Here is a 24,556-nt window from a genome sequence, read left to right on the forward strand (position 1 = left end):
ATGCGCTGGACGACTTCGCGCCAGAGCACGCCGGATTCCATCACGTTGGCCTTTTCCATGGAACAGACTTTGTTGCTCCGTCGCCGCGCCAGCTCGAACGCGGAGCGGGCGACACGCTCGATCTCGGATTCCGTGTAACGCTGGGTGTTGATGCCGACGCGCTCGTTGCCTTCCTTGAAGATCCCGCGCGGCTCGCCGAAATAGATTCCGCTCGTCAGCTCGCGCACGATCATGATGTCGAGGCCGGCGACCACGTCCTTTTTCAGCGACGAGAAATCGGCCAGCGCGTCAAAGCACTGCGCCGGGCGCAGGTTGGCAAACAGGTCCATCTCCTTGCGCAGGCGCAGCAGGCCGCGTTCGGGTTTCACGCTGAAATCCAGGTCGTCGTATTTCGGCCCGCCCACGGCGCCCAGCAGAACCGCGTCGACCTCTTGCGCGTGCGCCATGGTGGCGTCGGCAAGCGGGGTGCCGTGGGCGTCATAGGCGCAGCCGCCGACCAGGTCCTCGCTGACGTCGAAGTCGATGCCGCGCTTGTCGCCATACCAGCCGATGATCTTGCGCACCTCGGCCATGACTTCGGGGCCGATCCCGTCACCGGGCAGGATGAGAAGCGAGCGCGTGGTCATGGGCGAAATCCTTCGTGTGGGAACAGGTTGGCCATGGCCTAGCCGCTGCTGCGCGGGGGGTCAAGAAAGCACCGCGTCCAGGTGCCCCGCCAGCATTTCCCAGACCCGCGCGATGCGCGGGCTGTGGCGCGTGGTCTGGGGCGCCGCCAGCCAGACCGGCAGCGCGGGCAATGCCAAGCCCGGCAGCAGCCGCTGCACGCGCGGCTCAGCCTCGCCCACGATGCAGGGCGCGAAACCGATGCCGCAGCCGGCGCATATCAGGTTCCAATACACCAGCTGGTTGTCGCAGCGGGTGGCGAACCAGTCGCGCGTGGCCGGCCAGCCCATGTCGCGCATGGCGCGCACGATAAGATCGCTGCGGTCGTAGCCGACAAGATCGTGCGCGGTGAAGTCATCGAGGCTGCCGGGTGCGCCGGACCGGGCGAGGTAATCATGCGCGGCATAGATTCCGATGGGCATCTCGCCGATCTGGCGCGCGACGATATCAAGCTGCTGCGGGCGATACATGCGCACCGCGATGTCGGCGTCGCGGTAAAGCAGGTTTTCGCTGGTGTCCGAGGCGACCAGTTCGACCGAGACGCGCGGCAGGGCCTGCCGGATGCGGGCGATAACCGGCGGCAGGACGTGATGCGCCATGACCTCGCTGGCGGTGATGCGCACGGTGCCGGCCAGCGCCCGGTCGCGGCCCGCCGCCGTCAGCGCGATGTCGGCGCTGGCGTCGTGCATCCTGCGCGCCGCGGGCAGTAGCGCCTGCCCGGCCTCGGCCAGGGCCAGGCCACGCGGGTGGCGGGTGAACAATGCCACGCCGAGTTTGGCCTCGATCTGGCGGATCTGGCGGCCCAGCGTCGGCTGGCTGCGCCCCAGCCGCCGCGCCGCGCCTGAAAGCGACCCGGCTTCGGCCACGGCAAGGAACGCTTGTACCAAGGACCAGTCGAGAGCGGACAACCTGTTATCCATTCAAATATGAATAACAGATCTTAAAAATATGGCAATTCCCATTCACAATTGGCCGGATTATCCAGATGGCATCCGACCAACAACACAGCGACAGGAGCGACCCCCATGAATGGAACCGTATTGATACTTGGCCGCAGTGGCCGGTTCGGCCGCGCCGCGGCTGCCGCCTTCGAGGAGGCCGGCTGGCAAGTGCGCGGATTCGCGCGCGGGCAGGATGATCTGAACAGCGCGGCCCGTGGCGCCGACGTGATCGTGATGGGCTGGAACCCGCCCTATCCGCAATGGGCGGCGCAACTGCCCGGTTTGCATGCGCGCGTCAGGCGCGTGGCGCTGGCCAATGATGCCACGGTGATCCTGCCCGGAAACGTCTATGTCTTCGGCCCCGACCAGGGCATGCCGTGGGACGAGACGACGCCGCATCGCGCCACCAACCCGCTGGGCCGGTTGCGCATCGGGATGGAGGCCGCCTACCGCGCCGAGGGCGTGCGCACGATCGTGCTGCGGGCGGGCGATTTCCTGGATACCGACGCATCGGGCAACTGGTTCGACCGGGTGCTGGTGCGCGAATTGCCGCGCGGGGTACTGCGCTACCCGGGCAACCCCGGCATCCCCCATGCCTGGGCCTGGCTGCCCGACATGGCGCGCGCGGCGGTGGCGCTGGCCGAACAACGAGACGGGTTGCAGCGGTTCGAGGACGTGCCTTTCCCGGGTCTGACGCTGACCGGCAACGAGATGGCGACAGAGCTGGCGCGGCTGCGCGGTCACGCTGTGCGGGTCAAGCCGCTGGCGTGGTGGCAACTGTGGCTGGCGCGGCCGTTCATGCCGATGGCCGGGCCGCTTCTGGAGATGCGCTACTTGTGGGATACGCCGCACCGGCTGAGCGGGGCGAAGTTCAAGGCGCTGCTGCCCGACTTTCGCCTCACCGCGACGCGCGATGCGCTGCGTGGTGCCACCGCGCACCTGCCCGCGCCAGGGGCCGCGGCGCGCAAGGGGCGGGACGCATCGGCGTGAGCCGGTGTCACGGCCACTTCAGGTCGACCCACACCAGACGATGCCGGCTGGCGGTGGCCACGGCATCGGCCATAGGCGCCCCTGGCGTGGGCCAGAACACGCCCGCATCGCGCACCTGTACCCCGGCCGAGGGCAGCACGTAATCCACCCTCTGGTTGCCGGGAACGGGGCCGGGCCAATCGACCGTATCGAGCGCCGGATCGCCCGTGTGCGTGGGGTCGGCGGCCGTGTCGCCGCGTCCGCGTGGGCGGGGATCCTGTAGCCGGGGATCGGAGAGCAAAGCGTTCAGCGCCTCGTGCCGGCCCTGCCCGTCGGCCGGGTCGGTGTTGGTGCCGCCCAGCAACACGAACGGCCCCTCCGCCACGGCGCCGAATTGCCCGTCGAGAAACAGCGTCCAGAACCGCGTTTCGTCGTGATTGCGTCTGCCGTTGCGGTCTTCGGGCCCGTCGAACACGGGCGGGCCGGCATGGTAGGTCAGCAGCCACAGCACCTGGCCGTGCACCCGCAGCGGCACCGCCCAGTGCCCCACCGAGGACAGCCGCTGCACCGCTTGCGCAGCCTCGGACGGGAAGGCACGCCCGTCCTTGCGCGGCAACAGCGCACCGGGCAGGTCGCGCCACAGCAGGGTACTGAAATCGCGCGCGCGGTCCGCGACGACCGGGTGGCGCGACAGGATCGCCATGCCTGCCTGCCCCTCGAAGCGGCCAAAACCCTGCGCGTCGCGCGGGGTGCCGAGGCGGCCGTCGCCGTCCATGTCCTGCCCGGTGGGAAGGCCCGTGTTGGGGAGCAGCGAAAAGGCGTGTGGCATCGGCCAGCCGGCATCGGCCAGGCGCGCCTGCAATGCCTTTAGCGCCAGGCCGAGATGGTCGTAGTCCACGCCCTGCAAGGCGATGATGTCGGGCGCGGCCCGCGCGACAACCCGCACCACGGCGGTCACCTGCACGTCGTCACCACGCAAGATGTCGCGCAGCAAAAGGCCGGGGCCGTCGCGTTCCAGGTCGGTGTTGTAGGTGGCAATCCTGATCGCGTGTTCCCACGCCCCGTCCTCTGCCAGCGCCATCCCGGCCTGAATGCCGAGCAGCGCCCAGATCAGCAACAGCGGGACACTCAGGCGGCGGGCACGGGCCGTGCTGCGGTGCTGCCCTTGCGGCGCTTGTGCAGGATCATCACCGCGATGCGGTTGATGGCAATCCCGCGCATCACCAGCCCGGCCGGCAGAAAAGCCCATAGCGACAACACCCATATCATCGTTTGCGGCCCGTCGGGCGTGATCGGCCCGGTCAGGACCGGGGCCGTCGCCAGCATGCCCGGAAGAAAGAATGGCAGCCCGATTCCTAACAACAGGTTAAGCACCGCGTGAATTTGCATGCGCGGCACGATGTCGCCGTTGGCGGCGAGGCTGAGCATCGGCAGGTTGACCCAGACATTGAACGCCCCGTTCTGCGCCGGCCAGTTGCACAGGCGGATGAGTGCGATGAACCACAGCACCATCACCAGCGACAGTGCATAGGCCAGCGCCGCCATGTCGCGCAGCACCGCGATCTGGCCGGGGCGGATACCTTCGGGCGCCAACGCCAGAACCAGCCGTACAGGCGAGCCGGGAAAATCGCCCGCCCGCCCCAGAAACTGCGAAAGTTCAAGCAGCACCGCGCCGGCCAGCGACGGCGCGTAGGGCTGCCGAAGGGCCAGCGACAGCGCCAGAACGGCAAGGGCGAAAAGCCCGAACCGCAGCCGGTTGTAAGGGGGGGCGTGGCGGAACTCGACGATGCTGGGATAGGTGCTGTTGTATTCCATGAAGACCATGATCGAGGCCAGCAGTGCCACCAGAACCACGACCTGGTCGGCCCGGCCCGGCCCGGCCGGCAACAGCACCGTCGGCAGCGCGACGAGCACCGCCACGGCGACCGCGCGCAACAGCGCGCCTGACAGAGATGCGATCACTGCTCGATCCCTTCACCCCGGGGCGGTACTTGCCTGTGCCGCGCCCGATTTCCACCTGTACCCGCTTGTTCACGCGGTTTGCCTCAATATTGCCCCACTTTTGCCATTTTTCCGGTGCGGCTCAAGCCCGCAGACGGATATGGGTATATTTGCCGCCGGATGTGGTGCGTCAATGCACCAATCGGCGCCCGAAAAACGGCACAAGATCAAAAAGATACAACATCTTGTGGCAACTGTGGGCGCCAATACAAAGCCCCCGACGCGGGCGCCGGGGCATTGCTGGCCGCGATGGCCGGTTGTTCAGACCCAGGGGCGCGCGGCCGCCGCGCGGCCTTCGAAGGCGTCGATGGCCGGCGCCTTTTCCAGCGTCAGCGCGATATCGTCCAGCCCGTTGAGCAGGCAATGCTTGCGGAACGGGTCGATCTCGAAGGTGATGACCTCGCCATCCGAGGTGGTGATCGTCTGCGCCTCAAGGTCGATATCCATGCGCGCGTTGGCACCCTTCTCTGCATCGCGCATCAGGGTCTCGACCTGCTCTTGCGGCAGGGCAATGGGCAGGATGCCGTTCTTGAAGCAGTTGTTGTAGAAGATGTCGGCATAAGAGGGCGCGATGACGCAGCGGATGCCGAAATCGTTGAGCGCCCAGGGCGCGTGTTCGCGCGACGACCCGCAACCGAAATTTTCACCCGTGACCAGGATTTCGGCGTCGCGGTATTGCGGCTTGTTGAGCACGAAATCGGGGATTTCGTTGCCGTCGTCGTCGTAGCGCATCTCGTCGAACAGATGCACGCCCAGCCCCGTGCGTTTGATCGTCTTGAGGAACTGCTTGGGGATGATCATGTCGGTGTCGATGTTGACCAGCGGCAACGGCGCCGCGATCCCGGTGAGCTTGTCGAACTTTTCCATCTCGTTTGTCCTTTTTGCGTGATTATCGTTTGGCCATGTGTCTGCGCATGAATTCTGCAAATAGTGGCACCGTGAATTCCAAGCGTCCGTGCTCCGGGCTGTAAATCATGCCTTTGTGGATGATACTGGCCCGCGTAGGCCCCAGAGATTGCGTCTTCCGGTTCATCGCATTGGCCACATCGGATATTGGGTATGGCCCGTCGCCCAAATCGGCCATCGCGGACACAAACTCGGTCTCGGCCCGTGTCAGCCTATCCATACGCACTTTGAAGAAGCCTTCATCGAGCGATTGCACCACTGGTTCATGCGTTGCCTCGACATCCTCGACAGTGATCTTGGGGCCGACTGCAATGTCCCACGCATGATAGCCCCACTCCTGAACGAAGAAGGGATAGCCCTGTGTCGCGTCGAAAATGCGTGCGATAGCGTCTTCAGTAATGGATGCATCTTCAGAAACGATGGGTTTCTCCAAAGCTTCACGCGCAGCTTCCTTGTTTAGCGGGCCAATGGTCGGGTAGACAAAAAGCCTTTCAGCATAGGACTTGGCATCGCCCGCCAGTCGCGCGACTTGTGGAAGGCCGGCGCCGGCGAAAACGATTGGCAGGGCGGACTGGGATACGCGGTGCAAAGAAACGATTAGCGCCGAAAGATCCTCGTCGTTCAGGTACTGCACTTCATCAATCAGCAAGAGCCAAGGCTTGTTCGCCGAAAGCGTCGCATGACCAAGGTTCTCAAATAGTTCCGGTAGATCGAAAAGAATGTCGCCGCTGTCGGCCAGACCTGGCTCCGGGTCGGAGGCGCCTTCGACCCCGACTCCGATGCCGGCAGCGTTGATCTTGAAAACCGATGCAAAGTTCCGCAGCCCGCGAAGCCCGCGAACTGCGTGATGTCTTGCGGCTTCAATACCAGATAGCGAACGCATTACCCTGCGCATCTCAGGAACGATCAGTCGTGCAAGGCTCGCTTCCTCTGGTGCTTCAATACGAGAAACGAGTAGGCCTTCGGCTTCCCCGATTCGCTTGAATTCGTTAAGTAGAACGGTCTTTCCCGTACCGCGCAGCCCCAGCAGCATCATTGGTCGCGCGTGTTTCCCGTTCAACGCACGCTGGCAGGCAATCCTGGCAGAATCCAGAATTTCGGCGCGCCCAGCCAGTTCGGGTGGGCGTGTTCCCGCACTGGGCGCAAAAGGATTTTGAACAGGGTCCAATGTGAGCTCCCGCCAAGTTTAGGAATATGTAGCAATGTATACGGGAATTCGCTATACATTGCTACATATGGCTATCACATCATCTCCCGCACGTCAGTAAGCCTGCCCGTCACCGCTGCCGCTGCGGCCATGGCGGGGCTCATCAGGTGGGTGCGGCCGCCGCGGCCCTGGCGGCCTTCGAAGTTGCGGTTCGAGGTGGCGGCGCAGCGTTCGCCGGGCGCCAGTTGGTCCGGGTTCATCGCCAGGCACATGGAACAGCCCGCGAGCCGCCATTCGAAACCCGCCTCGATGAATATGTCGGCCAGCCCTTCCTCCTCGGCCTGGGCGCGCACCAGGCCCGAGCCGGGCACGATCATGGCGCGCAGGCCATCCTTGATCTTCTTGCCCTTCAGCACCTCGGCGGCGGCGCGCAGATCCTCGATCCGGCCGTTGGTGCACGAGCCGATGAACACCGTGTCGATCTCGACCTCGCGCAGCGGCGTGCCCGCTTCGAGCCCCATGTAATCGAGCGCGCGTTTCGCGGCCTCGACCTTGCCGCCCTCGAAATCATCGGGCGCGGGTACCGAGCCGGTGATCGGCAGCACGTCTTCGGGCGAGGTGCCCCAGGTGACCACAGGCGCGATGTCTTCGGCGCGGATGGTGATTTCCTTGTCCCAGTGCGCGTCGTCGTCGGAATAAAGCGTCTTCCACCATTCCATCGCCATTTCCCACTGCCCGCCCTTGGGCGCGTGGGGACGGCCCTTGACGTACTGATACGTCTTTTCGTCCGGGGCGATCAGCCCGGCGCGCGCGCCGCCCTCGATCGCCATGTTGCACACCGTCATGCGACCTTCCATGGAAAGCGCGCGGATCGCCTCGCCGCAATATTCGATGACATGGCCGGTGCCGCCGGCGGTGCCGGTGCGGCCGATCACGGTAAGCGTGATGTCCTTGGCGGTGACACCGGGGGGCAGCGTGCCGGTGATCTCGACCTTCATGTTCTTCGATTTCTGCTGGATCAGCGTCTGCGTGGCCAGCACATGCTCGACTTCCGAGGTGCCGATGCCATGCGCCAGCGCGCCGAAGGCGCCGTGGGTGGCGGTGTGGCTGTCGCCACAGACCACGGTCATGCCCGGCAGTGTCCAGCCCTGTTCGGGCCCGACGATGTGGACGATGCCCTGGCGGATGTCGCTGACCGGGTAATAGGTGATACCGAAGTCGCGCGCGTTGTGGTCGAGCGCCTCGACCTGGATGCGGCTTTCCTCGTTCTTGATCCCGTCCACGCGGTCGGGCGTGGTGGGCACGTTGTGGTCGGGCACCGCGATGGTGTTTTCCGGCTTGCGCAACGCGCGGCCGGCCATGCGCAGGCCCTCGAAGGCCTGCGGGCTGGTCACCTCGTGCACCAGGTGGCGGTCGATATAGAGCAGGCTGGAGCCATCCTCGGCCTCGTCGACGAGGTGGGCATCCCAGATCTTGTCATAAAGGGTCTTGGCGGACATGCGGGAACTCCCGTTCGAATTCCGTTGTGATTGGGTCATTTCAGAGCGTTGCCGTGCAGATGGGGCAGCAGGGCGCGCGGGCCGGTCACGGACGGGCCAGCACCGCCATCACCGTGGCGCCGAAAAAGCGCTCGCGCAGCCGCGCGCGGTCGTCCATGTCGAAAACTCGGCTCATCCCCGTCAGATACAGCGCCGGCGCGCGTCCCGCAAGGGCAAGCGCATCTTGCGGCGGGACAGGCGGCATTTGTCTTGGAAATGGCAGCGCCGCGTGCGAGCGTCTGGGGGAGTGCAACCGACAGGCCCGCATCCGCCATGGCGTCGCCCACCGATACCCCGTCCACCCCGCAACCGGCCCCTGCGCCGGCCCCGCAGGAGGTCGTGCTGGACCTTGCCGCGCGGATGCAGGGGGTTGCCGAGGGGTTGTTGCGGCCGTGGAGCGCCTACCAACTGGCGATCGCGTTGGTGTTGCTGCTGCTGGCGCATCTGGCTGCGCGGCTGCTGGCGCCGCGGCTGCGCGACTGGTTGCGGAGCCGCGAGGGCTGGTCCAAGTGGCGCATGCGGGCGATGGTGATCGTACACCGGCGGCTCGGGGCGCTCAGCTTCGTGGCGCTGATCTGGCCGACGGTCTGGATCATGCGCGAAGTCACATGGCCGAGCCGGTCTTACCTGCTGGACATCATCGGGCAACTGGCGCTGGCTTGGCTGGTGATCGCGGTGCTTTCGCGCCTGGTCCGGAACCGTTTCCTGCGCCAGGTGCTGCGCCTTGGCGTCTGGGGGTGGACGGCATTGTCGATCCTGGGCCTGACCGGCGATGTGCGCGATCTGCTCGACAGCGCTGCGGTTGAACTGGGCGAAACCCGGTTCAGCCTGTGGCTGTTGCTGCAGGCGGTGGTGGTGGTGACGGCGCTGCTGATGGGCGCGCGGTTCCTGGCGCTGTCGTCGTCGACCTCGATCCGGCGCAACGACGATATCTCGCCGTCGATGCAGGTGCTGCTGATCAAGCTGTTGCAGGTGCTGCTTTACACAACCGCGTTCTTCATCGGGTTGCGCGCGGTCGGGGTGGACCTGACCGGGTTGGCGTTTCTGTCGGGGGCGATCGGCGTCGGGCTCGGTTTCGGCCTGCAGAAGGTGGTGTCGAACCTCGTCTCGGGGATCATCATCCTGATGGACAAGTCGATCAAGCCCGGCGACGTGATCAGCCTGGGCGAGACCTTCGGCTGGATCAACAGCCTTGGCGCGCGCTATGTCAGCGTGGTTACCCGCGACGGCCGCGAATACCTGATCCCGAACGAGGATCTGATTACTGGGCAGGTGGTCAATTGGTCGCATTCCAACGAGTTCGTGCGCCTGGACATCCATTTCGGCACCTCCTACGGCGACGATCCGCACAAGGTGCGCGAAATCGCCGTCAAGGCCGCGCAAGGCGTGAACAGGGTGCTGAGCTTCAAGCCGGCGGTATGCCATATCGTGGGCTTCGGCGACAGCTCGGTGGATTACGTGCTGCGTTTCTGGATCCGCGACCCCACCGGGGGGCTGACCAATATCCGCGGCGATGTGTACCAGGCGCTATGGGATGCGTTCCAGGCCAACGGCATCTCGATCCCGTTCCCGCAGCGCGAGGTGCGCCTGCTCGACACGCCGTCCGACCAGGCCGGCGCGGTTTGATGGCTGTTCATTGAAATGTCACCCGGCGCTTGCTATCTTGGGCATGTGTCCAGCGCCGGGACCCTGGCGGCGCGCAAGGAGGAGGACAATGTCCTGTCTCTCGATCTCGACGCGGCACGGACCGCGAAGCCGGAGGCGCCGATGAACGTCGCGCCGGCGCAAACCCCCGCCAAGGATGTGACAAGCGAAGATCTGCTTGCGGGCATCGTGGCTTCCCTCACCGACGACAAGGCCGAAGACATCGTGCAGATCGACCTGCGCGGCAAGACGGCGTTCGGCGATTACATGGTCATCTGCTCGGGCCGGTCATCGCGGCAGGTCGCGGGCATTGCCGACAAGCTCGCCAAGCGGCTCAAGCAGGATCTGGGCCGGGTCGCGCGCACCGAGGGCAAGGATGCCGGCGACTGGGTGCTGATCGACACCGGCGACGTGGTCGTGCACATCTTCCGCCCCGAGGTGCGCGAGTTCTACCAGCTCGAAAAGATGTGGCTGCCGGCGGTGGCGGGCAAGACCGGCTGAATGCGCGTGCACCTGTGCGCGGTCGGGCGGCTTAGGGCCGGCCCCGAGCGCGAGATGGTCGACGACTACCTCGCCCGGTTCGACAAGGCGGGGCGGCCGCTGGGCCTTGGCCCGGCGCGCGAACACCAGGTCGAGGACAAGCGCAGCGGCGGCATGGCGGCCGAGGCCGGGCTGCTGACGCGGGCGGTGCCCAAGGGCGCGCTGGTGGCGGTGCTGGACGAACGCGGCAAGACGCTGAGTTCGCCACAATTCGCGGCCCGGCTGGCAGAGTGGCGCGATGCCGGGCGACAGGACGTGGCGCTGATTATTGGTGGCGCCGATGGCATCGCGCCCGATCTGCGGCGCCGCGCCGATTTCAGCCTTTCGCTTGGCGCCATGGTCTGGCCCCACATGCTGGTGCGGGTGATGCTGGCCGAGCAGCTTTACCGCGCCGCTGCGATCCTGGCGGGCAGCCCTTATCACCGCGCCTGACGGGGCCTGCGGCGGTTGTTCTTTCCGGGGCAGCCGCATAGAAAGGGCGCAGGCAAGCAAAGGGCAATCCGACCATGACCACCCCCAAACCCGTTGTGTTGTGCATCCTTGATGGCTGGGGGTTGCGCGAGGAGCGCGAAGCCAACGCCCCGGCATTGGCCGAGACGCCGAATTTCGACGCGATCATGGCCGCCGGGCCGCATGCCACGCTGGTCACCCACGGCCCGGACGTGGGCCTGCCGCGCGGGCAGATGGGCAATTCCGAGGTCGGGCATACGAATATCGGCGCCGGCCGGGTGGTGGCGATGGACCTGGGCCAGATCGACCTGGCGATCGAGGATGGCAGCTTTGCCCGCAACGCCGCGCTGACAGGCTTCATCGACAGGCTCAGGGCCTCGGGCGGCACCGCGCACCTGCTGGGGCTGGTTTCGGACGGCGGCGTGCACGGGCATATCGACCACATCCTCGCGGCGGTACGGATCATCGCCGCGGCGGGTGTGCCGGTGGCGCTGCATGTGCTGACAGACGGGCGCGACGTGGCGCCGTCTTCGGCCCGCGATTTCGTCGCCAGGCTGGAGCGGGGGCTGCCCGAGGGCGCGCAAGTGGTCACGGTATCGGGCCGATACTACGCGATGGACCGCGACAACCGCTGGGATCGCGTGGCGCGCGCCTATGGCGCGATGGTCGCGGCGCAAGCCGATCACGCCGCCGATACCTCCGATGCCGCCATCGCCGCCGCCTATGCGCGCGGCGAGACCGACGAGTTCATCGTGCCCACGGTGGTGGGCGATTACGCCGGGGCGCACGACGGCGACGGGGTTTTCTGCCTCAACTTCCGCGCCGATCGCGCGCGCGAGATCCTGCGCGCCGTGGCCGAACCGGAGTTCGATGCTTTCGACACCGGCGCGCGGCCCGGCTGGGCGGCGCTGTTGGGCATGGTCGAGTATTCAGAGGCGCACAACGCCTGGTTCGACACGGTTTTTCCGTCACGCGAGATCGTCAACACCCTGTCGCAGTGGGTGGCCAAGCAGGGGTTGACGCAGTTCCACATTGCCGAAACCGAAAAATACCCGCATGTGACCTTTTTCCTGGCCGGCGGCCGCGAAGTACCCGAGCCAGGCGAGGCGCGCTACATGGCCCCGAGCCCCAAGGTGCCCACCTACGACATGCAGCCCGAGATGTCGGCCGACGAGGTCACCGATCACCTCGTGCAGGCCATCGGCGACGGCTACGACCTGATCGTGGTGAACTACGCCAACCCCGACATGGTGGGTCATACCGGCGACGTGGACGCGGCCATCGCCGCCTGCGAGGCGGTGGACCGCGGCCTCGGCCGGGTGCTGGCGGCGTTGCGAGAACAGGGCGGCGCGATGATCGTGACCGCCGATCACGGAAATTGCGAGGTAATGGTCGACCCCGAGACCGGCGGGCCGCACACCGCGCACACCACCAACCCCGTGCCGGTGGTGCTGGTCGGCGGACCCGGGGGCGCGACGCTGCGCGACGGCCGGCTGGCCGACCTGGCGCCGACGCTTCTGGCCCTGATGGGACTGGACAAGCCGCCCGAGATGACCGGGCGCAACCTGCTCGAATGATCCGCGCGGCGCTGATAGCCCTTCTGGTGTCAACGGGCGCGGCGGCGGCCGAATCCCCGGCCGCGGATGCCGCGCGTGCGGCGGCCAAGCGGCTGGAGCGCGCCACGCAGGCCCTCGACGCCGCACAGGGCGCGCAGGATCGCATCGCGGCACTGACCGAAACGCTGCGCGGCTTCGAGGACGGGTTGGAGGCGATGCGCACCGGGCTGCGCAAGGTGTCGATTCGCGAACGCCGGATCAGCCGCGAGCTGGCCCGCCGCGAGGAAGACGTGGCGCGACTCCTGGGCGTGCTGCTGACCATGGGGCACGACCCGACGCCGGTGTCGATCCTGCATCCCGCGGGGCCGCTGGGCACCGCACGGTCGGGCATGATCCTGGCGGATGTGACGCCGGCGCTGAACGCGCGGGCGGCCGAATTGCGCGAGACGCTGCGCGAGGTCACGACCCTGAGATTGTTGCAGGAAAACGCGGCCGACACGTTGGAAGAGGGCCTGCGTGCCGCGCAGAAGGCACGAACCGCCCTCAGCCAGGCGGTGAGCGACCGCACCGATCTGCCGCGCCGCTTTGCCGCCGACCCGGTCAAGACGGCGATCCTGGTCGCTTCGACCGAGACGCTCGAAGGGTTCGCCAGCGGGCTGTCGGAAATCGGCGGCTCGGACGGCCCTGCCGCCGATGAGAATTTCGCGGCGCGCAAGGGGCGCTTGCCGCTGCCGGCGCAGGGGCGCATCCTGCACCACGCGGGCGAGACCGACGCCACCGGGGTGACGCGGCCGGGGCTGGTGCTGGCGACGCGGCCGCGGGCGCTGGTCACGGCACCGGCGGCGGCGACGGTACGCTACGGCGGGCCGCTTCTGGACTACGGAAACGTGATCATCCTGGAGCCGCGCGCGGGCACTCTGCTGGTGATCGCGGGGCTGGATGTGGTTTACGTTGAAAGCGGGCAGGTCCTGCCCGAAGGCAGCCCGTTGGGCCTGATGCCCGGCCAGGACGCGGAACTTGGCGCGATTTTGCCGCAACCGGGCGATGGCGGTGGAAATGACAGTACGGAAACGCTCTATATAGAGGTCAGGCAGGACAATGCCCCGGTTGATCCCGAGGTCTGGTTCCAAACGCAGGAAGGATGATTTGAGATGAAAAAATTCGTCATGGTGGCAATCGGCGGCATACTGGCTGGCCTGGTTGTGACGACGCAATTGACTGGCCCGTTGCTGGCGCAGAACGGGGAAAAGAAGACCGATGTTTACCAGCAGCTCGACCTGTTCGGCGACATCTTCGAACGTATTCGCGTACAATACGTCGAGGACGTGGACGAAGGCGAACTGATCGAGGCGGCGATCGACGGCATGCTGACCTCGCTCGATCCGCACTCCAGTTACCTGTCGCCCGAGGACGCCGCCGACATGCGGGTGCAGACACGCGGCGAGTTCGGCGGCCTGGGGATCGAGGTCACGCAGGAGGACGGGTTCGTCAAGGTGGTCTCGCCCATCGACGGCACGCCGGCCGACGCCGCGGGTGTCGAGGCGGGTGATTTCATCACTCATGTCGATGGCGAAAGCCTGCTGGGCCTGGCCCTGGACGAGGCGGTTGACCTGATGCGCGGCCCGGTGGGCAGCGAGATCGTCATCACGGTGGCGCGCGAAGGGGTCGAAAAGGCCTTCGACATCTCGATCGTCCGCGACACCATCACGCTGACGGCGGTGCGGTCGCGCATCGAGAAGGACGCCGTTGTTCTGCGTGTCACCACCTTCAACGATCAGACCTATCCCAACCTCGAAGCCGAATTGCAGAATTCGGTCGAAGAGATCGGCGGCATGGACAAGGTCCGCGGCATCATCCTTGACCTGCGCAACAACCCCGGCGGGCTGCTGACGCAGGCGATCCGCGTCGCTGACGCCTTCCTCGACAAGGGCGAGGTCGTTTCGACCCGCGGGCGCAACCCGGCCGAGGGCGAGCGCTACAACGCCACGCCCGGTGATTTGGCCGAGGGCAAGCCGATCGTGGTGCTGATCAATGGCGGTTCCGCCAGCGCGTCGGAAATCGTCGCCGGTGCGCTGCAGGATCACCGCCGCGCCATCGTCGTGGGCACCAAGAGCTTTGGCAAGGGGTCGGTCCAGACGGTGATGCCGCTGCGCGGCAACGGTGCAATGCGGCTGACGACCGCGCGCTACTACACGCCGTCGGGGCGGTCGATCCAGGCGCTGGGCATCTCTCCCGACATTATCGTGCAGCAGCCGTCGCGCCGCGATGCCGACGCAGAGGAAGCCACCGAGGACAACGGGCGCCCGGTGCGGTCGGAGGCGGATCTGCGCGGTCGGCTGGACAATGACAGCTTCAGCGAGGACGAAATCCGCCAGATCAAGGAAGACCGCGCCAGGGCCGAACAGGCTGCGCGCCTGCGCGAAGAGGATTACCAGCTGGCCTATGCCGTGGACATCCTCAAGGGGCTGACGGCGCTGGTGCCGCAGCAGTGACCGCGCGCCGGGCCGGCATCGGTGGGCATTGCTGCGCCCGTGATGCCGGCCCACGCCGCGCAACCTCGGAGGTGCATGCGCGATGACCCCGGACGAGATCGCGACCTTGCCGTACCGCCCCTGCGTCGGTGTCATGCTGGCCAATGCACAAGGCGATGTCTTCGTCGGTCAGCGCATCGACCGGGAAGAGCCGGCATGGCAGATGCCGCAGGGCGGTGTCGATGCGGGCGAGACGCCGCGCGAGGCGGCACTGCGCGAGTTGCATGAGGAAACCGGCGTGAGCCGCGACCTGGTCACCGTAGAGGCCGAAACCGATGGTTGGCTGCGCTACAACCTGCCGCCCGAGATCGTGCCGCAGACATGGGGCGGACGGTTCCGCGGGCAGGAACAGAAATGGTTTCTGGCGCGGTTCCACGGCCGCGACGATCAGATCCGCATCGACACCGCGCATCCCGAGTTCTCGGCCTGGGAATGGGTTGCGCCCGGCGCCCTGATCGACCGCATCGTGCCGTTCAAGCGCCCGGTTTACCGCGAGGTTCTGGCAGCTTTTCAGGACCGGTTGTAAGTAGGCCCGCGCGCGCCGGGCTCAGCGCCCCCTGAGCGTGCGCATCAGCGTCTCGCTGGCATAGCCGTCGGGGGTTATGCCGCGCGACACCTGGAAGGCGCGGATGGCGCTGACGGTGTTGGGTCCGATGATCCCGTCGATCTTTTCCACGTCGAAGCCATTGCGCCGCAGTCGGCGCTGCATGTCCTTGCGTTGCGCGAACGACAGCGGCTTGTAGCCGCGCGGCCAACTGGCCTGGATCGGCGGGCCACCGGCGATCCGGTCAGCCAGGTGGCCCACGCCGATCACGTAGGCGTCGGCCTTGTTGTATCGCTCGATCACCTTGAAATTGTCGAAGATCATGAACGCCGCGCCTTCGGCCCCGGCGGGCAGCAGGATCGAGGCACGCCCGTGGTCGGGCACCGGCCGGCCGTCGATGCCGCGCACGCCCGTCGCCGCCCACTCCGACGGCATGCGCTTGACGTCGCGTCGCGCCAGGCTGTGTTTGAAACCGCGTGGTAGCTGCACCTCGACGCCCCAGGGCTGGCCCTTGGTCCAGCCAAAGCGCGCCAGGTAGGCCGCCGTCGAGGCCAGAGCATCGGTCGGGTCGTCCGACCAGATGTCGCGCCGCCCGTCGCCGTCGAAATCCACAGCGTAGGCCTCGTAGGAGGTGGGGATGAACTGGGTATGCCCCATCGCACCGGCCCATGACCCGGTCATGTCGCGCGGCGCCACGTCGCCCGATTGCAGGATCTTCAGCGCCGCGATGAGCTGTTTCTCGAAGAATGCGCCGCGGCGGCCGTCATGCGCCAGCGTGGCCAGCGATTCGACCACGTCGCGCTGCCCGCGGCGTTCGCCATAGGTGCTTTCGAGGCCCCAGATCGCGACGACGACTTCGCGGTCGACGCCGTAGTGCTGCTCGATTGCGCGCAGGGTGCGCGCGTGGCGCCTGAGTGCCGCCTTGCCATTGCGCACCCGCACCGGCGACGCGGCGCTGTCGAGGTAATCCCATATCTGCTTGGTGAATTCCGATTGGTTGCGGTCCTTCGCGATCACCTCGTCGTTGTAGCGCACATCGGAAAAGGCGCGTGCCAGCACGTCGTCGCGAATGCCCTGCGCGCGGGCGCGGGCGCGGAATCCGGCCAGCCAGCGGGCGAAATCGGCCTGCACGGGGCTGGCGCGCGAGGACGTTGCCAGGGTGGGCGGGCGCGATGCCGGCCGCAGCGAAAGCGCCACCGCGCTGTTCGCGGCGATGACGTCGGTAACGTCGGCCACCGTGGGCCGCGCCTCGGGGCGCAGCGATTGCTCGACCGGCCCGGCGCCGGCGGCAGTGGCGATGAACACGGCCAGGACCGTGGGAATCATAGGTGTCGGTTTCATTGCTCGGCCCCGCTTGGTGCTGGTCTTTTGTACGAGACTACAGTGAATCTTGAATTTTCGAAAGCGGACTCGTGGTGCGCGCGCGAAGACATGCCGATCGTTCGCGTCCTAGCCGCGCCGGCGTTTGGCCTTGCGTTTGACCTGATCTGCCTTGCGCTTCGCCTTGACCTGGGCGCGGCCCTTCCCGGGCCCGTTGCGCCGCGCGGCCCCGCGCCCGGGTCCGGGCTTCGGCAAATCCTCGCCTTCAATCTGTAACAGCTCCAGTCCCAGGCCACCGCTGACCGGCGCGGCCTCGGTCAGGCGCACGGTGACGCGCTGACCCAGCGACAGCGTCAGCCCCGTGTCGGCCCCCATCAGGGTGCCGGCCTCGCGGTCGAAATGGAAATACTCCTGCCCCAGCGTGCGAACCGGCACCAGCCCGTCGGCGCCGGTCTCGTCGAGCTTCACGAACAGGCCGAACTTGGCGATGCCGCTGATCCGGCCGGTGAATTCGTTGCCCACGCGTTCCGACAGGAAGGCGGCAAGGTAGCGGTCTGTGGTGTCACGCTCGGCGGTCATGCTGCGGCGTTCGGTGTCGCTGATATGGGTGGCGGTGGCTTCCAGATCCTCGATCTCGGCAGGGCTGAGCCCGTCCTTGCCCCAGCCATGCGCAGAAATCAGTGCCCGGTGAACGACCAGGTCGGAATAGCGCCGGATGGGCGAGGTGAAATGCGCGTACTTGCGCAGCGCCAGCCCGAAATGACCGAAGTTTTCAGGGCTGTAATAGGCCTGCGTCATGGCGCGCAGGGTCGAGAGGTTGATCAACTCGTCGTGGTCGGTGCCCTCGGCCTGCTCCAGCAGCGCGTTGAGATGCGCGGTCTTGAGCACCTGCCCCTTGGCCAGCACCAGCCCCGCCGCCTGCGCCACCTCGCGCAGCGCGTCGAGCTTTTCCGGCGATGGCTCTTCGTGCACGCGAAACAGCAGCGGCGATTTCTTCGCGGTCAGCGTTTCGGCGGCGGCGACATTGGCCAGCACCATGAATTCCTCGATCATGCGGTGGGCATCCAGACGCTCGGCGAAATTCACCGATACGACCTTGCCGGCATCGCTGAGCACGATCTTGCGTTCGGGCAAATCCAGCGCCAGCGGCTGGCGCCGGTGGCGTGCCGCGGCCAGCGCGCGGTAGGCGGCGAAAAGCGGGTGGATCACCTCGCCCACCAGCGGCGCGGTGTGGTCGTCGGGTTGGCCGTTCTCGGCCGCCTGCGCCTGTTGGTAGGTCAGCGACGGGGCCGACCGCATCAGCCCGCGCATGAAACGGTGGCCGATCTTTTCGCCCTGCGCGTCGATCTGCATGCGTACCGCGATGCACGGGCGCGGCACGCCCTCGTGCAGGCTGCACAGATCGCCCGACAGCCGGTCGGGCAGCATCGGCACCACGCGGTCGGGGAAATAGCTGGAATTGCCGCGCTTGCGCGCTTCGCCGTCCAGCGCCGAACCGGGGCGCACGTAATGGGCAACATCGGCGATGGCGACCCAGACGACATGCCCGCCGTCGTTTTGCGGGTCGTCGTCGGCATGGGCCCAGACGGCATCGTCGTGGTCGCGCGCGTCGGACGGGTCGATGGTGACCAGCGGCATGTCGCGCATGTCCTCGCGCCCCGAAAGGCCGGCCGGTTTCATCGCATCCGCCTCGGCGATCACCTTGTCGGGAAAAGCGTCAGGTATGCCGTGCTGATGGATCGCGATCAGGCTGACGGCCTTGGGCGCCGACGGGTCGCCCAGCCGGTCGATCACCCGCGCCCGCGGCAGGCCCATGCGGGCGCGTGGGCCGCTTTGTTCCGCCTCGACCAGTTCGCCGTCCTTTGCACCGCCGGTGGCGCCGGCGGGCACCTGCCATTCCTTGCCGTCGCCCTTGTCGATGGGCACGATGCGCCCGCCTTCTTCGCCGGTGCGGAACACGCCCAGAACGCGGCGCGGGTTGGCGCCGATACGCCGGATCAGGCGGCCCTGGTAATGATGATCCTCGGCCTTGACCTCTTGCAGGCGGGCTAGGATGCGGTCGCCTTGGCCCAGGGCCGGGTCCGAATCGCGCGGGATCATCAGGATCACCGGCTCGACGCCCTCGCCGTGCCATTCCAGCGGCCGCGCCAGCAGGTCGCCATCGGACGTCTGTCCCGACACCTGCACCACGCTGACAGGCGGCAGGCGTTCGGGGTCGCGATAGCTCTTGCGGCGCTTTTCAAGGTGGCCTTCGGCCTCAAGCTCCTTGAGCACGCGCTTGAGGTCGATGCGCGCCGCGCCCTTGATGCCGAAGGCCTTGGCGATCTCGCGCTTGGAATTGAGGGTCGGGTTGTCGGAAATCCATTGCAGGATCTCCGCCTTGGAGGGGATATGGCTCATGGCGCTGCGATAGCACAGGCGGCGAGGGGCGTCATGGGCGAAAATGGCAGGTCGGACGAGCGCTTGCCGAGCCAGGCCGGTCGGCGGCGGTGTCAACGTCTTGCAAGGTATCCACCAGCGCGATTCGCGCGTCGGGCAGGCTGGCCATGCTGTCGGTCAGCGCGTGCGGCCCCGACCAGCGCACGCCGCGAAACATGGCCGTCGGCGGCGGCGCCGTGCGCCGCAGCCCCATCAGCCAGAAACCGCCGTCGGGCGCAGGGCCGAACACCGCGTCGTGGCGGCCAAGGGCGACAAAGGCGCGCGCCACATGGTCTGGCCGAACGCCGGGGATGTCGCCGCCGATGATGCAGGCCGGGCCGGGCGGCAGGGTGCGCATGATCCGCCCCATGCGCGCGCCCAAATCGCCGCGCCCCTGGGGCATGCGCGGCAGATGGGCGGGCCACACGCGGCTGGCCATTCCGGCATGGTCGGGCGACACGGCCAGCACAAGCTGCCAGCGCGGGTCGTCCAGCCGCCGCAGCAGCGACGCGACCTGGTGGCGGAACCACCACGCCGCGCGCACATGGCCGATGTCGCGGCCGAGCCGGGTTTTCACGCGGCCGGGGCGCGGCTCCTTGAGCATCACCACCAGTCGCGCGCGGCGGCGCGTGTCAGCCGAAGAAGTCACGCAAGACCCGGCCATATACCGCCTTGAGCTGTTCGATCTGGCCGATCTCGACGCGCTCGTCGACCTGGTGCATGGTTTGCCCGACAAGGCCGAATTCGACCACCGGGCAGTGATCCTTGACGAAGCGCGCGTCCGAGGTGCCGCCGGTGGTCGACAGCACCGGCGCGACGCCGGTTTCCGCCTCGACCGCGCGCGCCACCAGGTCCGACAAGGCCCCCGGCGGGGTGAGGAAGCTTTCGCCCGATACCTTGATTTCCAGATCCACGGTGACGCCGAATTCTGCGGCGGCGCGGTCGGCTTCGGCGCGCAGCCACTCGGACAGCGAGGCGCCGGTATGGGTGTCGTTGAAACGGATGTTCACCGTCGCGCGTGTTTGTGCCGGAATGACGTTGGTTGCCGGGTTGCCCGTGTCGATTGTCACCACCGCCAGCGTCGAGGGGTCGAAATGCTCGGTTCCGCGGTCCAGCGCGTGCGACGAGAGCCGATCCATCAGCCGCGCCATCGCGGGCAGCGGGTTGTTGGCGCGATGCGGATAGGCCGAGTGGCCCTGCACACCCGTCACCGTGACCCACGCCGACAGCGACCCGCGCCGCCCGATCTTGATCATGTCGCCCATGCGCTCGGGGCAGGTGGGCTCGCCCACCAGGCAGGCGGCCATCGCTTCGCCCTCGGCTTGCATCCAGTCCAGCAGCGCCGCGGTGCCGTGGGTGGCCTCGCCTTCCTCGTCGCCGGTGATGGCCAGGATCACGGCGCCATCGGGGGGTGTCTGCTGCACGAAATCCACCGCCGCCGCGACGAAGGCCGCCACGCCCGATTTCATGTCGCACGCCCCGCGCCCCCACAGCATGCCGTCGCGGCGTTCGGCGCCGAACGGGTCGACCGACCATGCCGCGCGGTCGCCCACCGGCACCACATCGGTGTGCCCGTTGAACCCGAACGTGCGCGGATGCCCCTTTGCGCCCCAGCGGGCGAACAGGTTGGCGACGCCGCATCGGTCGACGCGGGCGCAGGCAAAGCCGGCACTTTCCAGCACCTCCTGCAGCAGCACCAGCGCGCCGCCTTCCTCGGGCGTGACCGAGGCACAGCGCACCAGCCGCGCGGTCAGGTCCACCGGGTCGGTCGGCTTGGGTGGAATATCGGGCATCTTCGGCTCCTTGGCGGGAACGGCGGCGGCCTCGGCCAGGCCGGTGCCGCGCCAGGTTGTGACGCAAAAGACTCAGGCCCGCCGCCGGATCGGGCGGCGGGCCGGCAAACGCTTAACAGCAGTCGTTGCCGCGTGCTAGGTTGCGAACACAACAACAAGGGCCAGAGGCAGGGCCATCGGCGCAATCACAGGGCACCATGCGCGCGTCACGGCAGGCGACAGCGCGCGCGAACCGGATGCACTGCCGGAAACGGAGCCGGGAGCAGTAATGACAGCGTTTCGCAAGATCGCGCGGCGGGTGCCGCGTCCCGTGGAGGCGGGCTGAGATGGCGTGGATCGGCCTGACCTGCGGCGACGAGGCGCTGTTTTGTCCTCGTGGATTGGATGACGCCGGCAAGGTGCCGGCGCCGCGCGCCGACAGCCTGGCAGCGCGCGGTGCGTTCGTGCTGGAAGCCACGCTCACACCTGAAAGCCGGCCGCATTGCCTGTTGAGCCACCGCCGCCCGCCGCCCTGGCGCAGCGGCCTGTCGCTGAACACCCTGCCCGGGGGCGGCGTGGCGCTGGTCATGACCCAGGGTGAGGACGTGATCCATGCCACCGTGCCCGGGCAATTGCCCGCACAGGGCGAGGTGTTGCGCATCACCTACGCTTGGGATGCCCCGGCGCGCCAGGGACGGTTGAGCATCGAACACCCGCAAAGCGGTTTTGCCCGGCTGACCGGGGTCGCGAAGCCCAAGCCGCTGCCATTGTCCGACCTGGGGTTGATCACGCGCGGCATGCACGCCGGCCGCGGCAGCAGCGACACAGAGCTTTTCGCCGTGTCTTCGGCGCCCGAGCCGATCGGCCCGATGCCCACCCTGGCTTGCGATGCGCCGATTGCCACGCCCGAAGGCTACCGCCCGGCGGGCAGCCTGCGGCGCGGCGACCTGGTGCGCGGCATCGACGGGCAACTCCACCCGGTGCTGGGGCTGGTACGCCGCACGGTGCCGGCGAGCGGCGGTTTCGCGCCGGTGCGGCTGCGCGCGCCTTATTTCGGCTTGCACAGCGACGTGGTGGTGGCGCCCGACCAGCGCCTGGTGATCGAGGGGTCGGACGTTGAATATACCTTCGGCCACGAGCGGGTGCTGGTACCCGCGCGGCACCTGGTGAACGGCACGGCAGCGCTGCGCGAGCCCTGCGGCACGACGATCACCTACGTGCAGCCGCTCCTGCCCGATTACGGGGCGCTGATCGTCGCGGGCACGCCGATGGAAAGCCTGTTTCTGGGCCGGCTGCGGCGCAAGCCCGCACTGCTGGCGGCCAGCCTGTTGTGCGATTATCCCCGCGTCAGCCTGCCCGAACACATGCAAACAGGCTACCGGGTGCTCAGACCCTACGAGGCGATCACCCTGGCGGCCCAGCGCGCGGCGTGAAACCCAAGCCACGCATCGCAAGGCCAGTGTCCCGACATGCCAACCGGGGACCGGATTCATGCTGAATCTGAACAGGAAAACAGTGGTGAGCCGTGCAGGATTCGAACCTGCGACCCACTGATTAAAAGTCTGAATAAAATTCTGCGTTTTCAGAGGTGTCTGGAGCGAAATTCCAGATCCGAATCACCAACAGGTTGCAACAGCGAAGTGTTGGATCACCGTGATTTTCTGCCGCATATGCGCTTGAGAACAGCAATCTTCAGGCAGCATTTCTCGAAACCAGAGGCAGGATCCCTATCAGGCTCTACGTCGAACCTGTGCCGGATCGAGGGTGACCCGGGTTTTCTGTCCGAGGAGATCAAGAAGTACATGTATACGCTTTTCAGCATCAATGCGTTCGATCTTTGATGCAAAATCCCGGAAGGGGCCTTTGGTGATCCGGATATCGTCGCCGACCTCGAAGTCTTCGTGTGGCTGAAGCAGGCCTGACGTGTCGCAGCGCTGCATGAGCTCCGAGACCAGATCACCTGGTACCTGGGCCAACCCGCTGCTTCCGAATCCGATGAGTTGTGACACTCCTGGGAGTGTGCGAATCTTCTGCCAGTGTGCGCCATTTGGAGAGACGCCGAAGAAGATGTAGCCTGCAAACACCGGTTGACGTTCTGGTTTAAAACGCCCGCGCCAGCGCCGCTCGACCATGTGCTGCGGCATGAACACATCAACGCCTATGCGGGAGAGGTGTCGGAGCGCGATGTGATTCTGATTGGGCTTGCAGAGGAGCAAGTGCCAGTTAATCAGCTCGAGCTGAGAGGATCGCAGAGAAATCATTGTTCACTCACCTGTTTGTTCAGAAATGAACGAAGATTACCCAACATACAACCCCAAGTAAGGCCGTGCGGCAAGAAGTTCTTGAAGACGGGTTTTCAAGCAGGCGATCTTACGCTACCAATACGGTGACCATGAACGAGGTCGTGGAAAAATCGCTAGTTTTCAGGTACTTGAGTCTCCAATATGTGTTGGACGGCCGTGCGTGAGCCATGGCAGATGATGCTAGCGGAGCTTCCTATCCCTCTTGGTTTCATAGAGCAGCGAGTAGATGCTTTTGTTTCGACGCGTTGCGATCAGGCTCTCCACTGATGGCCAGCAGGCGTAGCAAGCTCCAGGAAGATGCATACTTCCGTGTTCTTCGCCTTCTCCAGGACAATCCTGAGATGTCGCAGCGCGACCTGGCCAAGGCCGTAGGGGTGAGCGTGGGCGCCATGCATTACGTGCTCGGCGCCCTGGTAGAGAAGGGCCTCGTCAAGCTGGATAACTTTGCGTCCGCCAAAGACAAGCGACGGTATTCGTATATCCTGACACCTCGAGGTGCCGCCGAGAAGGCGAAGATAACAAAACGGTTCTTGGCGCGAAAACTCGAGGAGTACGACGCCTTGAGGGCTGAAATCGAAGATCTGAAGCGCGATTTGGAAGATGATGTGCATCCGGGAAAAGTGAATGCCAGAGGTCGATAGGTTTCTTCGTCGACGTGAGTTTGCGTTATCGGGGGGGCGAGGCGGGCCAGAGGCTAGGCTGTGTGTTTCCCGGCGCCTACGAGAAAATTGACCACTTCGCTGCGCCAGACACATCATTCCCATTGGACAAAATGACCAAAACCATTCTGCTTGACTGCACGCTCCGCGACGGTGGTTATTACAACGTCTGGAACTTTCATCCTACGCTCATCGACTCCTACCTAGCGGCGATGAAGGCGGCTCAGGTGGACATTGCGGAGCTAGGCTTTCGCTTTCTGGAGAACGAGGGGTTCAAGGGGCCTTGCGCCTTTACGACCGATGACTTCCTGCGGAGCCTGACGATTCCTCACGGGCTCGTGGTCGGGGTCATGATCAACGGTGCCGATCTTTGCTCTGACCTCGGCTGTATACCGGCGCTTGAGCGTTTGTTTCCCGAGCGCGCCGACGAGACGCCTGTCGATCTCGTTCGCATCGCGTGCCACTTCCGCGAATTGCAGCGAGCGCAGTCGGCCGTGACGTGGCTTTCCGATCGCGGCTACAGAGTCGGCCTCAACCTTATGCAGATCTCGGACCGCACGCAGGAGGAGGTGGCTGCGCTCACCGCCTTGGCACGGAACTGCCCCGTGGAAGTACTCTATTTCGCCGACAGCATGGGTAGCATGACACCGGATG

Annotated in this window: 23 protein-coding genes; 11 read left to right on the plus strand and 12 right to left on the minus strand. The window is 66.3% G+C overall.

Annotation, left to right across the window (positions count from 1 at the left end; translation table 11 throughout):
- Both Q0L89_RS15045 and Q0L89_RS15050 read right to left on the minus strand, forming a co-directional pair.
- A partial coding sequence (locus Q0L89_RS15045; protein ID WP_296766762.1) for an isocitrate/isopropylmalate family dehydrogenase occupies positions 1–626 on the minus strand: 626 nt, incomplete at its 3' end.
- Positions 627–686: 60 nt separating this feature from the next.
- Positions 687–1,583, minus strand: coding sequence for a LysR family transcriptional regulator (locus tag Q0L89_RS15050; RefSeq protein ID WP_296766765.1), 897 nt, complete (start codon positions 1,581–1,583; stop codon positions 687–689).
- A gap of 105 nt (positions 1,584–1,688) precedes the next feature.
- Here Q0L89_RS15050 and Q0L89_RS15055 point away from each other — a divergent pair, with 105 nt between their 5' ends.
- Entirely contained in the window at positions 1,689–2,594 is a 906-nt protein-coding gene (locus Q0L89_RS15055) for an epimerase (RefSeq protein ID WP_296766766.1), read from the plus strand.
- A gap of 7 nt (positions 2,595–2,601) precedes the next feature.
- Here the strand turns inward: Q0L89_RS15055 and Q0L89_RS15060 are convergent, their stop codons facing one another.
- The 5 genes from Q0L89_RS15060 to leuC all read right to left on the minus strand — a co-directional run bounded on the left by Q0L89_RS15060 (position 2,602) and on the right by leuC (position 8,126).
- Positions 2,602–3,690 (minus strand): endonuclease/exonuclease/phosphatase family protein, encoded by a 1,089-nt coding sequence (locus tag Q0L89_RS15060; protein WP_366937911.1) that lies wholly within the window; start codon positions 3,688–3,690, stop codon positions 2,602–2,604.
- 11 nt (positions 3,691–3,701) lie between these two features.
- Positions 3,702–4,535: a hypothetical protein gene (locus Q0L89_RS15065; RefSeq protein ID WP_296766769.1), complete on the minus strand. Its 834-nt coding sequence runs from the start codon at positions 4,533–4,535 to the stop codon at positions 3,702–3,704.
- 300 nt (positions 4,536–4,835) lie between these two features.
- Entirely contained in the window at positions 4,836–5,441 is a 606-nt protein-coding gene (gene leuD, locus Q0L89_RS15070; RefSeq protein WP_296766771.1) for a 3-isopropylmalate dehydratase small subunit, read from the minus strand.
- A gap of 22 nt (positions 5,442–5,463) precedes the next feature.
- Positions 5,464–6,648 carry an ATP-binding protein gene (locus Q0L89_RS15075; RefSeq protein ID WP_296766774.1) on the minus strand — a complete coding sequence of 395 codons (1,185 nt, stop codon included), beginning with the start codon at positions 6,646–6,648 and terminating at the stop codon, positions 5,464–5,466.
- 74 nt (positions 6,649–6,722) lie between these two features.
- Positions 6,723–8,126, minus strand: coding sequence for a 3-isopropylmalate dehydratase large subunit (gene leuC / locus Q0L89_RS15080; protein WP_296766776.1), 1,404 nt, complete (start codon positions 8,124–8,126; stop codon positions 6,723–6,725).
- A 399-nt stretch (positions 8,127–8,525) separates the two neighbouring features.
- Between leuC and Q0L89_RS15085 the strand changes: the two genes are divergently transcribed.
- The 7 genes from Q0L89_RS15085 to Q0L89_RS15115 all read left to right on the plus strand — a co-directional run bounded on the left by Q0L89_RS15085 (position 8,526) and on the right by Q0L89_RS15115 (position 15,412).
- On the plus strand, positions 8,526–9,791 hold the full coding sequence (locus Q0L89_RS15085; protein ID WP_296766808.1) for a mechanosensitive ion channel domain-containing protein: 1,266 nt from the start codon (positions 8,526–8,528) through the stop codon (positions 9,789–9,791).
- A gap of 141 nt (positions 9,792–9,932) precedes the next feature.
- Positions 9,933–10,310: a ribosome silencing factor gene (gene rsfS / locus Q0L89_RS15090; protein ID WP_296766811.1), complete on the plus strand. Its 378-nt coding sequence runs from the start codon at positions 9,933–9,935 to the stop codon at positions 10,308–10,310.
- Positions 10,311–10,781, plus strand: a complete 471-nt coding sequence (rlmH, locus tag Q0L89_RS15095; RefSeq protein ID WP_296766779.1) for a 23S rRNA (pseudouridine(1915)-N(3))-methyltransferase RlmH — start codon at positions 10,311–10,313, stop codon at positions 10,779–10,781.
- Between the two features lie 74 nt (positions 10,782–10,855).
- Positions 10,856–12,376, plus strand: a complete 1,521-nt coding sequence (gpmI, locus tag Q0L89_RS15100; RefSeq protein ID WP_296766781.1) for a 2,3-bisphosphoglycerate-independent phosphoglycerate mutase — start codon at positions 10,856–10,858, stop codon at positions 12,374–12,376.
- Entirely contained in the window at positions 12,373–13,500 is a 1,128-nt protein-coding gene (locus Q0L89_RS15105; protein WP_296766784.1) for a peptidoglycan DD-metalloendopeptidase family protein, read from the plus strand. Before gpmI ends, Q0L89_RS15105 begins: the two co-directional genes overlap by 4 nt.
- A 6-nt stretch (positions 13,501–13,506) precedes the next feature.
- Positions 13,507–14,847 carry a S41 family peptidase gene (locus Q0L89_RS15110; RefSeq protein WP_296766787.1) on the plus strand — a complete coding sequence of 447 codons (1,341 nt, stop codon included), beginning with the start codon at positions 13,507–13,509 and terminating at the stop codon, positions 14,845–14,847.
- An 82-nt stretch (positions 14,848–14,929) separates the two neighbouring features.
- Positions 14,930–15,412: an RNA pyrophosphohydrolase gene (locus Q0L89_RS15115; protein WP_296766789.1), complete on the plus strand. Its 483-nt coding sequence runs from the start codon at positions 14,930–14,932 to the stop codon at positions 15,410–15,412.
- 21 nt (positions 15,413–15,433) lie between these two features.
- On the opposite strand, the gene Q0L89_RS15120 is transcribed toward Q0L89_RS15115, so the two are convergent.
- From Q0L89_RS15120 to dapE, 4 genes are all read right to left on the minus strand, one after another.
- The gene (locus Q0L89_RS15120; protein WP_296766813.1) at positions 15,434–16,756 is read right to left on the minus strand and encodes a lytic murein transglycosylase; all 1,323 of its coding nucleotides are present in this window, start codon (positions 16,754–16,756) and stop codon (positions 15,434–15,436) included.
- Between the two features lie 123 nt (positions 16,757–16,879).
- Positions 16,880–19,150: a ribonuclease R gene (rnr, locus tag Q0L89_RS15125; protein WP_296766792.1), complete on the minus strand. Its 2,271-nt coding sequence runs from the start codon at positions 19,148–19,150 to the stop codon at positions 16,880–16,882.
- A gap of 31 nt (positions 19,151–19,181) precedes the next feature.
- Entirely contained in the window at positions 19,182–19,772 is a 591-nt protein-coding gene (locus Q0L89_RS15130) for a DUF2064 domain-containing protein (protein ID WP_296766816.1), read from the minus strand.
- 28 nt (positions 19,773–19,800) lie between these two features.
- Positions 19,801–20,961 carry a succinyl-diaminopimelate desuccinylase gene (dapE, locus tag Q0L89_RS15135; RefSeq protein ID WP_296766794.1) on the minus strand — a complete coding sequence of 387 codons (1,161 nt, stop codon included), beginning with the start codon at positions 20,959–20,961 and terminating at the stop codon, positions 19,801–19,803.
- Positions 20,962–21,287: 326 nt separating this feature from the next.
- On the opposite strand from dapE, the gene Q0L89_RS15140 reads away from it, so the two are divergent.
- Positions 21,288–22,373, plus strand: coding sequence for a Hint domain-containing protein (locus Q0L89_RS15140; RefSeq protein ID WP_296766797.1), 1,086 nt, complete (start codon positions 21,288–21,290; stop codon positions 22,371–22,373).
- Between the two features lie 297 nt (positions 22,374–22,670).
- Here Q0L89_RS15140 and Q0L89_RS15145 read toward each other — a convergent pair whose 3' ends face one another.
- Positions 22,671–23,201: a transcription termination/antitermination NusG family protein gene (locus tag Q0L89_RS15145; protein ID WP_296766799.1), complete on the minus strand. Its 531-nt coding sequence runs from the start codon at positions 23,199–23,201 to the stop codon at positions 22,671–22,673.
- A 308-nt stretch (positions 23,202–23,509) separates the two neighbouring features.
- Between Q0L89_RS15145 and Q0L89_RS15150 the strand changes: the two genes are divergently transcribed.
- Complete coding sequence (locus Q0L89_RS15150; protein ID WP_296766801.1) at positions 23,510–23,884, plus strand: MarR family EPS-associated transcriptional regulator; 375 nt, start codon at positions 23,510–23,512, stop codon at positions 23,882–23,884.
- Positions 23,885–24,015: 131 nt separating this feature from the next.
- Positions 24,016–24,556 (plus strand): hypothetical protein (locus Q0L89_RS15155; protein ID WP_296766803.1); only part of this gene is annotated, 541 nt, incomplete at its 3' end.

The organism is Sediminimonas sp., from assembly GCF_024637375.1.
Lineage (GTDB): Bacteria > Pseudomonadota > Alphaproteobacteria > Rhodobacterales > Rhodobacteraceae > Sediminimonas.